Raw genomic sequence first — 11,879 nt, 5'->3', positions numbered from 1 at the left:
CCTCGCCGCCCGCCCCGACGGAGCCCGCCATAGCCCCCGCCGGCCTGCCCGCCACCCCGGCGGCCCACCGCAGCATCGACCTCACCCCGGAGGAGGACACGGTGACGCTGCCCCGGCTCGACTCGCTGGAGCAGAAGCTCAAGGACCTGGAGCAGCAGTTCGGTTGACCGCCCGACGGGCCGTCAGCTGCTGAGTTCGAACCACATCCGCTTGCCGGTGCCCCGGGGCTCCACGCCCCAGGTGTCGGCGAGCGCCTCGACCAGCATCAGGCCGCGGCCGGAGGACGCCTGCTCGCCGGGGGTGCGGCGGGTCGGCCAGAGGTCCGACTCGTCCTCGACCTCGACCCGCAGGCGGGCCCGGCCGTGCTCCTGGTAGAGGCGGGCGGTGAACATCGCGTCCCGGTCGGTGTGCCGGATCGCGTTGGTGACCAGCTCGGAGGAGAGCAGTTCGGCGGTGTCGATCAGTTCGGGCACGCCCCAGCGGCGCAGCGCGTCGCGGAGCTCGCCGCGCAGTTCGGCGATCCGGGCCAGGTCGGCCTGGCCGATCCGGCGGCGCAGCTGCTGGGCGGCGCGCCCGCCCGCGGGGCCGTCCCAGCGCAGCAGGAGCAGGGCGATGTCGTCCTCGCGCTCGCTGCTGTCGGAGGCCCCGGAGGCGATCCGGTCGGCGAGTTCCTCGAGCGGTTCGCGCGGTGACTCGTCGATGCCGGGGAGGTCGCCGGAGACGTTCTCGCAGAGCCGGGCGAAGCCGGTGTCGAGGTCCATCCCGCGGGCCTCGACCAGGCCGTCGGTGCAGAGCACGACCGTCTCGCCGGGGTCGAGGCTGAACCGGGTGACCCGGTACTCCTCGTCGGGGTCGACGCCCAGCGGCAGGCCGCCGGAGACCGGGACGGGGTGCGCGGTGCCGTCGGCGCGGCGCACCACCGGGTCGAGGTGGCCGGCCCGGACGGCGTAGACCACGCCGTAGTCGACGTTGACCTCGGCGTAGGTGCAGGTGGCGAAGTGGTCGGTGTCGAGGTCGGCCAGGAAGCGGGAGGCGCGGGCCATCACCGCGGCGGGCGGGTGGCCCTCGGCGGCGTAGGCGCGCAGCGCGATCCGCAGCTGGCCCATGATGCCGGCGGCGTGCACGTCGTGGCCCTGGACGTCGCCGATCACCAGGCCGACGTGCCCGCCGGGCAGCGGGACGACGTCGTACCAGTCGCCGCCGATCTGCAGGCCCGAGCCGGCCGCGAGGTAGCGGACGGCGGTGCTGACGCCGGGGACGGCGGGGACGGTGCGGGGCAGCATGACGCGCTGCAGGCCGGCGGCGAGCTCGTGCTCGGCGTCGTGCAGGCGGGCCCGGGCCAGCGACTGCGCGACCAGGCCGCCGAGGGTGGAGAGCAGGGTGCGCTCGTCGGTGTCGAGTTCGCGGTCGTCGTCGAAGGAGACCACGCAGATGCCGGTGGGGCGGCCGCTGGCGATCAGCGGCAGGAAGGCCCAGGAGGAGCGGCCGCTCTCCTCGGCCCAGTCCCAGGCCTCGGGGTAGCGCTCGCGGTACTCCTCGCGGCTGGAGACGAAGATCGGGGCGCGCTGCCGGACCGCCTCGGCGGCGGGGTGGGTGGGCGCGAGCGGGATCCGGTCGAACTGGTTGCTGAGCCCGTTGTGGTAGCCGTTGGAGCCGAGCAGCGCGATCCGCCCGGCCTCCAGCGAGGCCAGCGCGAGGCCGTCGGGGCCCAGGCCCGGCAGCGGCAGTTCGGTGAACACCCGGGCGACGTCCCGGACGGTGACGGCCTCGGAGAGCGCCCGGGCGGCCTCCTTGATGAACCGGGAGCGCTGCTCGCGCAGCTGGGCCTGCTCGTCGGCCCGCTCGCGCTTGTGCAGTTCGACGGTGGCGTCCCAGACGAAGCCGACCATCCGGGACGGGCGGCCGAAGGCGTCGGCCAGCACCCGGCCGCGGAAGCGCACGGCGTGCAGTTCGCCGTTCGGGAAGACGGTGCGGTAGTAGGCGCCGCACTGGCCGAGTTCGGCGACGGCGCGCTCGACCCGGCGGCGCACCACGGGCGCGTCCTCGGGGTGCAGCAGGGCCAGGAAGGAGGCGGAGGTGCGGTCGAAGGGCTGGCCGACCAGGCCGAGGATCGTGCAGGCCCGCTGGTCGCCGACCAGCACGTCGCGGCGGATGTCCCAGTCGAACGAGCCGATGCCGTTGGCCGCCATCGCGGGTTCCAGCCACTCGGGGCTGGAGTCGCCGGTGCGGGTCGGCAGGCCGCGGCCGGAGGGCGGCGGCACGGTCCGACCGCCGGACGCCGGTCCGGCGGCGGTGCGCAGCGGGTTCGCGGTGCTCTCGTTCCTGGTGGCCTGGGCGGGCGGGGTGCGGCGGGCGGGCCCAGGCGCCTCGGGCTCTGTGGCCATGCTTCTCCTGCCGGTGCCTTGCCTGGCGGCCGCTGGTTGTTCCCGTGTCCCCTACTGGGCCGGCCGGACCGCGATGGTTGCGTGTGCCTCCTGGCACACATTCTCACTACCCTCTCGTATGTTCGGCAAGGCGGCAATGGCAGGGGGCCGAACGGTACCGATCGCACACGATCACGTCCGGCATATTCATCCGCCGCGGGCCGCCCCGGCCCGCGGCCGGAGCCCGGCGGCCGGTGGGCGGCGGGTGGGCGCAATTCCCGGTTCAGCCCGCGGAGAGCTCGAACCAGGTGGTCTTCCCGTCCGCCCGCAGCTGCACGCCCCAGTCGTCCGCCAGTGCCTCCACCAGCAGCAGGCCCCGCCCCGAGGTGGCCGTCTCGGAGGCGGCGCGGCGGTTGGGCACCTGGCCGCCCGCGGCGTCCTGCACCTCGACCCGCAGCCGCGAGCCGCCGGTCAGCACCGCGTCGAACACCGCGCCCCGGCCGGTGTGCACCAGCGCGTTGGTGACCAGTTCGGAGGCGAGCAGCTCGGCGGTGTCGGACAGCTCCGCCGGGAGGCCCCAGTGGTCGAGTGCCGCCCGCAGCCGCCGGCGCACCGCTCCCACCGCCGGCAGGTCCGCCGCGTCGAGCGCGGCGTGCAGCCGGCGGTGCAGTGCGCACCCGGGTTGATGTGCCGCCGGCGTCTGCGCCACCGGCCCCCGGTGCTCGACCCCCTCCCGCCACGTGGCCGACCGCTGTCGCGGAAACCTCGCCTGACCGTCCATCAACCTCGTACGCCCCCGGGGTAGTTCCGAACGGCCGCCGCCCGCTCCCCCGCCGGGTCGGCTGCCCCCTCTCGTTCCTCCTCTTGCCCACTCAGCCCTCGAAAAACCCTCCGGGGCCCGTCGACGGCCCCTCGACCGGGCCCGCGGGTCCGTCGCCCGTGTGCCCAGGGTGTCGGCGGTGCTAAGTTTGAACGACGTTCTAACATCTGTACCGACCATCCCTCCGCGACCCCCGCAAAGCGAGGCACCGTGCGACTGACCCCCACTGAACGGGACCGGCTGCTGATCTTCACCGCGGCCGAACTGGCCCGCGCCCGGCGGGCCCGGGGCGTGCGGCTGAACGTCCCCGAGGCGACGGCCCTGATCGCCGACACCGTCTGCGAGGCGGCCCGCGACGGCCGCCGGCTGGCCGAGGCGATCGAGGCCGGCCGCACCGTGCTGGGCGCCGAGGACGTGCTGCCGGGCGTCCCGGACGTGGTCACGGTGGTGCAGGTGGAGGCGGTGTTCGAGGACGGGACGCGCCTCGCCGTGGTCACCGACCCGTTCCGCGGCGCGGGCTCGCTCGGCGAGGGCGCCCCGGGCGCGGCGCTGCCCGGCACCGGGGCGGGCTACGACCCGGTGGAGGAGACCCTGCTGCTGCCGGTGCACAACACCGCCTCGGTGCCGATCTCGGTCACCTCGCACTTCCACTTCTTCGAGTCCAACCCGCGCCTGGCCTTCGACCGGGCCGCCGCCTACGGCACCCACCTCGCGGTGCCGGCCGGCTCCTCGGTGCGCTTCGACCCGGGCGCGACGGTCGAGGTCGGCCTGGTCCCGATCGGCGGGGCCCGGGTGGCGATCGGCTTCGCCGGGCTGGTGGACGGCCCGCTGGACGCGCCGGGCGCGAAGGACGCCGCGCTGGCCAAGGCCCGGGCGACCGGCTACCTGACCGAGTACGACGACGCGGAGCCCGCCCGGTGACCGCCCCCTCGACCACCCGGAAGGACCCCGCATGAGCGCCATCACCCCGCACGACTACATCTCGGTGCACGGCCCGCGCGCGGGCGACCGGGTCCGGCTCGGCGACTCCGGGCTGATCGTCCGGGTCGAGTCCGACTCGCAGGCCCCCGGCGACGAGTTCCTGGCCGGGTTCGGCAAGACCGCCCGGGACGGCCTGCACCTGAAGCCCGCCGCCGTCCGGGAGACCTGCGACGTGGTGGTCTCCAACGTGCTGGTGATCGACGCGGTGCAGGGCATCCGGAAGACCTCGATCGGCATCCGGGAAGGCCGGATCACCTCGATCGGCCGGGCCGGCAACCCGGACACCCTGGACGGGGTCGAGGTGGTGGTCGGCACCGGCACCACCATCGTCTCCGGCGAGGGCCTGATCGCCACCGCCGGCGCCGTCGACACCCACGTGCACCTGCTCTCGCCGCGCATCATGGAGGCCTCGCTGGCCTCCGGGGTGACCACGATCATCGGCCAGGAGTTCGGCCCGGTCTGGGGCGTGGGCGTCAACTCGCCCTGGGCACTGCGGCACGCGTTCAACGCCTTCGACGCCTGGCCGGTCAACATCGGCTTCCTCGGCCGCGGCTCGTCCTCCGACCCGGCCCCGCTGGTCGAGGCGCTGGCCGAGGGCGGCGCCTCCGGCTTCAAGGTGCACGAGGACATGGGCGCGCACACCCGGGCGCTGGACACCGCGCTGCGGGTCGCCGAGGAGTACGACGTCCAGGTCGCCCTGCACACCGACGGGTTGAACGAGTGCCTGTCCGTCGAGGACACCCTCGCCGTGCTGGAGGGCCGCACCATCCACGCCTTCCACATCGAGGGCTGCGGCGGCGGCCACGTGCCGAACGTGCTGAAGATGGCGGGCGTGGAGAACGTCATCGGCTCCTCCACCAACCCCACCCTCCCGTTCGGCCGGGACGCGCTGGGCGAGCACTACGACATGATCGTCTCCGCCCACGACCTCAAGCCCGACCTGCCCGGCGACGCCGCGATGGCCCGCGACCGGATCCGGGCCGGGACGATGGGCGCCGAGGACGTGCTGCACGACCTGGGCGTCATCGGCATCACCTCCTCCGACGCCCAGGGCATGGGCCGGGCCGGCGAGACGGTCCGCCGCACCTTCGCGATGGCCGGGAAGATGAAGGCCGAACTCGGCCCGCTCGACGGCACCGGCTCGTACGGGACCGCCGAGGGCGGCGACGACAACGAGCGGGTGCTGCGCTACATCGCCAAACTCACCATCAACCCGGCGATCGCGCACGGCCTCTCGCACGAGATCGGGTCGATCGAGGTCGGCAAGCTCGCCGACCTGGTGCTGTGGCGCCCCGACCACTTCGGCGCCAAACCGCAACTCGTCCTCAAGGCCGGCTTCCCCGCCTACGGCGTGGTCGGCGACCCGAACGCCTCCACCGACCGCTGCGAACCCCTCGTCCTGGGCCCGCAGTTCGGCGCGCACGGGGCCACCGCCGCCGACCTCTCGGTGGCCTTCGTCGCCCAGGCCGCCGCCGACTCCGCCTACCTGAACGTCGCGGGCGACCGACTCCCCACCCGCAGGCGCCGGGTGGGCGTGCGCGGCACCCGCGGCATCGGCCCCCGCTCGATGCTCCGCAACGGCCGGACCGGCCGGGTCGACGTCTCCGCCACCGGCCTGGTCTCGCTCGACGGCGAACCGCTGCGCTCGGCGCCCGCCGACTCGGTCTCGCTCAGCCGCCTCTACTTCCTCTGAACAACCCTCACCCGCCTAGGACTTGACCCCATGAGCAACTCCCCCACCCCCGCCTCGCTCGGCTTCAAGATGCCCGCCGAGTGGCACCCGCACCAGCGCACCTGGATGGCCTTCCCCACCCCGAACCCCACCTTCGACGGCCCCGAGCAGCTCGACGCGGCCCGCCGCGCCTGGGCCGAGGTCGCCAACACCGTCGTCCGGTACGAGCCGGTCACCCTGGTGGTCAACACCGGCGAGAGCGAGGACGCCCGCCGCTACCTCGCCGCCGAGGTGGAGATCGTCGAGCGGCCGCTGAACGACGCCTGGATGCGCGACATCGGCCCGTCCTTCCTGATCGACGGCAACGGTGAACTCGCCGCCGCCGACTGGGTGTTCAACGGCTGGGGCGCCCAGTCCTGGGCCCGCTGGGACAAGGACCAGGACATCGCCGAACACGTCACCGACCTGACCGGCGCGCGCCGCTTCGCCTCCCGGCTGATCAACGAGGGCGGCGGCATCCACGTCGACGGCGAGGGCACCGTCCTGGTCACCGACACCGTGCAGCTCGGCGAGGGCCGCAACGCCGACTGGACCCGCGAACAGGTCGAGGCCGAACTCCACGCCCACCTCGGCACCACCAAGGCGATCTGGCTGCCGCGCGGACTCACCCGCGACTACGACGAGTTCGGCACCCGCGGCCACATCGACATCGTCGCCGCCTTCGTCCGCCCCGGCACCGTGGTCGTCCACTCCCAGCCCGACCCGGCCCACCCCGACCACGCCGTCTGCCGGGAGCTCGCCGACCTCCTGCGCACCGCCACCGACGCCCACGGCCGCACCCTCGAAGTGATCGAACTCCCGGCCCCCACCGTCCTGTTCGACGAGGACGGCGAACCCGTCGACTACTCCTACATCAACCACTACGTGGCCAACGGCGCCGTCATCCTCTGCGCCTTCGACGACCCGCGCGACGAACAGGCCAAGGCGATCCTGGAGAAGGCGTACCCCGGCCGCACCGTCGAACTGGTCGACGCCCGCGAGATCTTCGCCAACGGCGGCGGCATCCACTGCATCACCCAGCAGCAACCCCAGCCCTGACCCGCTCACCACCGAGCCACCACCGCGTCACCACCGCGGGCCGGAACCCACCTCCGCAGAGGACGGGTTCCGGCCCGCGGCCGTTCCCGGCGGCCCGGCGCTGCTCCGCAACGAACGGCCGCGATCGAACCACAACCCGCTGACGCAGTTGGCCACTCACCTCGGGTCCTTGAAGAACAGCACCGGGACGTCGCCCACCGGGCAGCCCCCCGCGTGAATCGCCGCACCGAGAAGGCGGTAGCCCCGTCGGATGCGGCCGACGGTCATCGCCCCGGGTGTCGACATCAGCAACTGCACGGCCTTTCCTTCAGCGCGCCGGTCGGCGTGCGTGACATCCACCTGCAGGGCGTGACAACCGCAGTCGAGCTGCCGGATCGGGACCTCCACTCCCAGCAGGGCGACGATCGCGCCGGCGACGCCGAAGACAGCCGTGCCCGACCCCTGACTGCCGGTCATGCCGTTCGCCGGGCAGCGAGCAGACCGGACACGGCCCGGTCGAGATAGACGGCCCAGCAGTCTTCGACGGCCAGGTCCCGACCGGTGCCGGGCACGCAGCGGAAGCAGGTACCGCACCTGCGGTACCTCGCCTCGGTGGGCTCGGCGGGCCGTTCGACGTCGTGGGGGCTACCGGCCACGGCCGGGTTCCAGGTCGGCGGTGCACACCACGGTGTCGAAGTCGTGCACCACGCCAGGCGTCTCACCGGGAACGGTGACGGTGCCGTGGGGGTGGAGCGGGGGCTCGGTCGAGCCGCAGGCGATACAGGCCTCTCCGTGGAGGCGCGCCGAGTCGATGCCTTGGTCAGGCGGTGTCGCTGTCACAGCTTCCACGGTCCCCGCCGCGGACCTCCGGAAGTGACACAGCCTGTGTCACTTCCGGTCAGACGGCCTTCGCCCAGCGGGCCATCGACAGCACTTCCTCGTCGCGGCCGCGGGTGAGCCGGACCAGCGTGGCCAGCTCGGTTCGGACCTGGCCGTGCTCACGGACGTGCTGCGGGGCGGTGCGGCGGGCGACGAGCAGCGATTCGCGGGCGTGCTGCGGTCGGCCCAGCGCCATCTGCGCGCGGCTCAGGTCGATGTAGTAGTGCGAGCGCCGTTCCGCCGGAAGGTTCCGGGGCGGGACCCACCGTCCGGCCTCCGCCACCGTGCGGCCGAGCTCGGTGGGGTCCGCGAGCTCGACCGCCACCGCGAGCCGGTGGATGCGCATCGAGGCCGCCCCGACCGCGGTCCCGTCGTACAGCCGCTCCGGTACGTCGCGCACCAGTCGCTCGGCCTCAGCCAGGTGCAGGCGGGCGCTGTCGGCGTCGACCGCCCGGCCGGCCACGACGGCGGCCCGCATCTGCAGGGCGGCGGCCGCGGCGGCCAGCGGCACCGTCGTGGGCGCGGGCATCTGGTCAGCGGCCCGCTGCAGGGCGCGCAGGCCCGCAGCCGGCCGGTCGGCGGCGAAGAACGTCTCGGTGCGGACGTAGGCCGCGGCGGCCGTGAGCGCCGGGTCCTCGGCGAGCGACGCAGCCCACCGCATCAGCTCGATCAGCCGGCCGGACAGGTCGCGGTAGCCGTACTTGTACGCGGCCGCGTCGGCGGATCGGACGGCCAGTGCGAGCAGCCGGGCGGCCCGTTGCCGAGCGGCCCCGACCGCCTGGTCCACGGCGCGGAACAGTTCCTCGATCAGCGGCGTGACGGCCTCGGCGAGGCGGCTGTACTGCGAGTTGACGCGGGCCTCGGTCATCTCCTCCACGGCTGCGGCGAGTTCGCGCAGCGGCCGCACCGGGCCGTCCTCCGGCAGGTCGTGGGCGGCGATCGCGGCTTGCAGCGCGGGGATCGCCCGGTGCACCCGGGAGTCGGTTCTGCCCGGGCCGGCGGCCAGGTGCTCCGGCGTGGTGCGCAGGGCGCGGGCAAGGGCGTCGAGCACGGTGTCGCTCGGCACCCGGGTGCCGCCTTCGACCGCGCGGATCATGCTGACCGAGACGCCGGACGCCTCGTACAGCTCGCGGCGGGTCAGGCCGACGGCGGCGCGGGCGGCGGCTACGCGGTACCCGAGAGGGGCAGTGGTGGGTCCGGACACCCTGAGCACGCTACCCGCACCGTCACGGTCCCGGACGCGAACCGCTCCGGCCCTGCGCCGGTGCGGTTCAGCCGAATTGACGGACGATCAGGTCGGAGAGCTCGGTCAGCGAGTCGACCGTCCAGTCGGCGTCCGGTGCAGGAGTGGTCAGCCCGATCGGGCCCCGGCGCAGGTGTGCGGCACGCAGGCCCGCGGCCCGGGCGGCGACGACGTCGTTCGCCGGGTGGTCGCCGACGTAGACGATCTGCTGCCGGTCGCCCGGCGCCCACTGCGCAACCCGGTCGAAGAACTCCGGGCGGGGCTTCGAGACGCCCCAGTCGCCGCTGGTGGCGATCGCGTCCGCGGGCAGGTCGAGTCCGCGCAGCAGGCCGGTGACGGCGGCGTTCTGGTTCCCGGCGACACCCACCCACACTCCGGCGTCGCGCAGTTGCCGCAGCGCGGGCCGGACGTCCGGGTAGAGGTCGGCCTCCTCCAGCCGGTCCCCCTGCCCTGCGGCCTGCCGGGCCCGCCACTGCGCGGGGACGTCGCACCCCGGGCGGAGGATGCGGATCGCCTCGGCGTTGTCGAGTCCCCGGGCGAGGACGTGACCGACGAGCGCCGACATGGTGTGCGCGGGAACACCGAGCCAGCGGGCCCAGTCCGCCCAGTAGCGGGTGTCGCTGGTCAGCGTCTCTCCGATGTCGAACACCACGGCTGTGATCGTCATGCCGGCCAGGGTAGTCGGGCCGCCGCGGCCGGGGCCGGACGATGCCCCGCGGGCTTGCGGGCGGGACCGACCCGGCGCTTCGATGCGTGCAGCCGCACGCACCGCCCGACGGAGGACCGGATGGCCATCGAAGCCGAGTTGAAGGCCCGCGTTCACGACCCCGAGGGCGTGACGGCCGCACTGGAGGAAGCGCACGGCCCCGGCCGGGCCGAGGTGTACCGCGACACCTACTACGACGACCCGGCCGGCTCCCTGACGGACACCGACCGCGAGCTGCGGATCCGCACCGTGTACGGCAACGGGAGTACACGTACCGTGCTCACCTACAAGGGTGCCCGGGTGGACGGGGGATCCGGGTCGAAGCCGGAGTCCGAGACCCGGGTGGACGGCCCCGACGCCGCCCACGCGATCCTCCGCGGGCTCGGCTACCTGCCCCGGATCGCGTTCGAGAAGCACTGCCGGAACTACGGGTTCGCCGTCGACGGCCACCAGGTGCTCGCCACCCTGGTGCGGGTGCCCGAGATCGACGGCACCTACCTGGAGGTCGAGACCCCGACGCCGGACGAGGCGAGTCTGCCGGCCGCCCTCGCCGTGGTGCGGGGCGTACTGCGCGGGCTCGGAATCACCGACCGGGACCTCACCACCGAGCTGTACACCGAGGCGGTCGCCGCCGCTCACACCTAGCCCGGCCGCTCGTGCGCACGGAACCGCCGTCGTGCCCGACCGGTGGAACGGACCCCGGCTCCTCCGACTTCCGCGGGAGGGGGCGGACCTGATGATCCGGCACCTTCCGGTGTGGCGTTTCCGGCCGTTCTCCCCGCCCCGGTGGAGGGCGGGTCAGCGCACGGGGGCGGAGGCTCCGCCGGCCTCCTCGTGGTGGCGTTCGCGGCGGCGGCGTTCGGCCATCGCGGTGACGGTGCCGGTCAGGAAGGCGTCCCAGCAGTCCTGTTCGGCGGTCGGGGGGCGGCCCGTGCCGGTGGTGCAGCGCGGGCAGCGGCGGCACGGGCGGTAGTGGGGCTCGGGGCCGCCCGGGGGCGGTCCGGGCTGTGGCTGGTCGGCGGTCACTGCTCCTCCTCGATCTGGGCCCAGATGACGGTCTGTCCGTCGGCGGTGACCGAGCCCCAGCGGTCGGCGGTGCGCAGCGCCTGGAGCAGTTCGCTCCAGGTCGGGGCGTCGTCGGGTGGGCAGGGGATGCTGATCCTGGTGCTGCCGACGGCGAACCGCACGTCGGCCTGCGCGCCCGAGGCCCGTTCGATCGCCGTCCGCAGGTCGGACGCACGCGTGCTGATCTGCACCACTCCCCCAGAGTACACATAGGGCTACGCTCTACACGTAGAGTAGTGCCCCACCGGATACTGTGTCACCGATCGGCGGACCACACACCTCTCGGAGGAACGTCCCATGACCGGTAGCGGGCCCTCCGCGTATCTCCAGGTGGCTGAGCGGATCCGCGAGCGGATCGCCTCCGGCGAGTACCCGCCGGGCAGTCAACTCCCGTCCCTGGCCGAGATCCGGGCGCAGTACGGCTTCTCGCACGGCGTCGGCCAGTCCGCGTACCGGCTGCTGGAGCAGGAGGGCGTGGTGCTCGCCCGGCAGGGGCGCGGCTACTTCGTCCGGCCGCAGGAACCCCGCCCCACCCTGGTCCGCCGCGGCGGCGCGGCCGGCGCCGTCGGACCGGACACCGTCGGCCTCACTCAGCAGGGCGTCACCCCCACCTGGCGCAGCCACTCCACCACCGAGGCCGCGAGCAGGGAGATCGCCGAGCGCCTCGGCATCGAGCCCGGCGACCCGGTGATGCACACCTCGTACGTCTACCTGGTCAACGGCGACCCCGGGTACCTGGCCGAGTCCTGGGAGACGATGGCCGTCACCGGCCAGGCCCTGATCGTGCTGCCCGAGGCCGGGCCGTACGGCGGGATCGGCGTCGCCGCGCGGATGGCCGTCATCGGCATCGACGTCGGCGAACCCGTCGAGGAGGTCACCGCCCGCGGCCTCAACCGGGCCGAGGCGCAGACCTTCACCACGCTCCCCGGCGCGCCCGCCCTCGCCATCCGCCGCACCCACTACGACCGGGCCACCGGCCGGCCCGTCGAGACCGCCGACTTCGTCCTGCCCGGCGAGCACTGGTCCACCCGGTACGGCCGCCCGCCCGGCGACTGAGCCGGCCCGCACCGCCC

At 74.2% G+C, this 11,879-nt stretch carries 12 protein-coding genes; 5 read left to right on the top strand and 7 right to left on the bottom strand.

Annotation, left to right across the window (positions count from 1 at the left end):
• Positions 1 to 182: 182 nt before the first annotated feature.
• Positions 183 to 2,384 carry a SpoIIE family protein phosphatase gene (locus tag IH44_RS0115670; protein ID WP_051816934.1) on the bottom strand — a complete coding sequence of 734 codons (2,202 nt, stop codon included), beginning with the start codon at positions 2,382 to 2,384 and terminating at the stop codon, positions 183 to 185.
• 262 nt (positions 2,385 to 2,646) lie between these two features.
• Positions 2,647 to 3,072 carry an ATP-binding protein gene (locus tag IH44_RS0115665; protein ID WP_232794953.1) on the bottom strand — a complete coding sequence of 142 codons (426 nt, stop codon included), beginning with the start codon at positions 3,070 to 3,072 and terminating at the stop codon, positions 2,647 to 2,649.
• Positions 3,073 to 3,393: 321 nt separating this feature from the next.
• Here IH44_RS0115665 and IH44_RS0115660 point away from each other — a divergent pair, with 321 nt between their 5' ends.
• The 3 genes from IH44_RS0115660 to IH44_RS0115650 are packed head-to-tail and all read left to right on the top strand — an operon-like array spanning position 3,394 to position 6,934.
• Positions 3,394 to 4,104, top strand: coding sequence for an urease subunit gamma (locus IH44_RS0115660; protein ID WP_030460161.1), 711 nt, complete (start codon positions 3,394 to 3,396; stop codon positions 4,102 to 4,104).
• A gap of 31 nt (positions 4,105 to 4,135) precedes the next feature.
• The gene (locus tag IH44_RS0115655) at positions 4,136 to 5,857 is read left to right on the top strand and encodes an urease subunit alpha (RefSeq protein WP_030460160.1); all 1,722 of its coding nucleotides are present in this window, start codon (positions 4,136 to 4,138) and stop codon (positions 5,855 to 5,857) included.
• Between the two features lie 30 nt (positions 5,858 to 5,887).
• Positions 5,888 to 6,934, top strand: coding sequence for an agmatine/peptidylarginine deiminase (locus IH44_RS0115650; RefSeq protein WP_030460159.1), 1,047 nt, complete (start codon positions 5,888 to 5,890; stop codon positions 6,932 to 6,934).
• A 156-nt stretch (positions 6,935 to 7,090) separates the two neighbouring features.
• Here IH44_RS0115650 and IH44_RS0115645 read toward each other — a convergent pair whose 3' ends face one another.
• The 3 genes from IH44_RS0115645 to IH44_RS0115635 form a co-directional block, all read right to left on the bottom strand.
• Positions 7,091 to 7,390, bottom strand: coding sequence for a hypothetical protein (locus IH44_RS0115645; RefSeq protein ID WP_030460158.1), 300 nt, complete (start codon positions 7,388 to 7,390; stop codon positions 7,091 to 7,093).
• Positions 7,391 to 7,811: 421 nt separating this feature from the next.
• Complete coding sequence (locus IH44_RS0115640; RefSeq protein ID WP_030460157.1) at positions 7,812 to 8,996, bottom strand: helix-turn-helix transcriptional regulator; 1,185 nt, start codon at positions 8,994 to 8,996, stop codon at positions 7,812 to 7,814.
• 67 nt (positions 8,997 to 9,063) lie between these two features.
• Positions 9,064 to 9,702: an HAD family hydrolase gene (locus tag IH44_RS0115635; protein ID WP_030460156.1), complete on the bottom strand. Its 639-nt coding sequence runs from the start codon at positions 9,700 to 9,702 to the stop codon at positions 9,064 to 9,066.
• A gap of 120 nt (positions 9,703 to 9,822) precedes the next feature.
• On the opposite strand from IH44_RS0115635, the gene IH44_RS0115630 reads away from it, so the two are divergent.
• The gene (locus IH44_RS0115630) at positions 9,823 to 10,386 is read left to right on the top strand and encodes a class IV adenylate cyclase (protein ID WP_030460155.1); all 564 of its coding nucleotides are present in this window, start codon (positions 9,823 to 9,825) and stop codon (positions 10,384 to 10,386) included.
• A gap of 153 nt (positions 10,387 to 10,539) precedes the next feature.
• Here the strand turns inward: IH44_RS0115630 and IH44_RS0115625 are convergent, their stop codons facing one another.
• Both IH44_RS0115625 and IH44_RS0115620 read right to left on the bottom strand, forming a co-directional pair.
• Positions 10,540 to 10,767: a hypothetical protein gene (locus tag IH44_RS0115625; protein ID WP_030460154.1), complete on the bottom strand. Its 228-nt coding sequence runs from the start codon at positions 10,765 to 10,767 to the stop codon at positions 10,540 to 10,542.
• A complete protein-coding gene (locus IH44_RS0115620; RefSeq protein ID WP_157852336.1) occupies positions 10,764 to 11,000 on the bottom strand; it encodes a hypothetical protein in 237 nt (78 codons plus the stop codon). Before IH44_RS0115620 ends, IH44_RS0115625 begins: the two co-directional genes overlap by 4 nt.
• Positions 11,001 to 11,103: 103 nt before the next feature.
• Here IH44_RS0115620 and IH44_RS0115615 point away from each other — a divergent pair, with 103 nt between their 5' ends.
• Positions 11,104 to 11,862, top strand: a complete 759-nt coding sequence (locus IH44_RS0115615; RefSeq protein ID WP_030460152.1) for a GntR family transcriptional regulator — start codon at positions 11,104 to 11,106, stop codon at positions 11,860 to 11,862.
• Positions 11,863 to 11,879: the final 17 nt, after the last annotated feature.

This window comes from Kitasatospora sp. NRRL B-11411 (assembly GCF_000721345.1).
GTDB lineage: Bacteria > Actinomycetota > Actinomycetes > Streptomycetales > Streptomycetaceae > Kitasatospora > Kitasatospora cineracea.
The sequence above is the reverse complement of the archived record's forward strand: the minus strand, read 5'-3'. Positions and strand labels throughout refer to the sequence as shown.

Bases quoted from the DNA above. Each gene is read 5' to 3' on its own strand.
- IH44_RS0115670 (WP_051816934.1), bottom strand. From the start codon at position 2,384: ATGGCCACAGAGCCCGAGGCGCCTGGGCCCGCCCGCCGCACCCCGCCC.
- IH44_RS0115655 (WP_030460160.1), top strand. From the start codon at position 4,136: ATGAGCGCCATCACCCCGCACGACTACATCTCGGTGCACGGCCCGCGC.
- IH44_RS0115650 (WP_030460159.1), top strand. From the start codon at position 5,888: ATGAGCAACTCCCCCACCCCCGCCTCGCTCGGCTTCAAGATGCCCGCC.
- IH44_RS0115645 (WP_030460158.1), bottom strand. From the start codon at position 7,390: ATGACCGGCAGTCAGGGGTCGGGCACGGCTGTCTTCGGCGTCGCCGGC.
- IH44_RS0115635 (WP_030460156.1), bottom strand. From the start codon at position 9,702: ATGACGATCACAGCCGTGGTGTTCGACATCGGAGAGACGCTGACCAGC.
- IH44_RS0115630 (WP_030460155.1), top strand. From the start codon at position 9,823: ATGGCCATCGAAGCCGAGTTGAAGGCCCGCGTTCACGACCCCGAGGGC.
- IH44_RS0115615 (WP_030460152.1), top strand. From the start codon at position 11,104: ATGACCGGTAGCGGGCCCTCCGCGTATCTCCAGGTGGCTGAGCGGATC.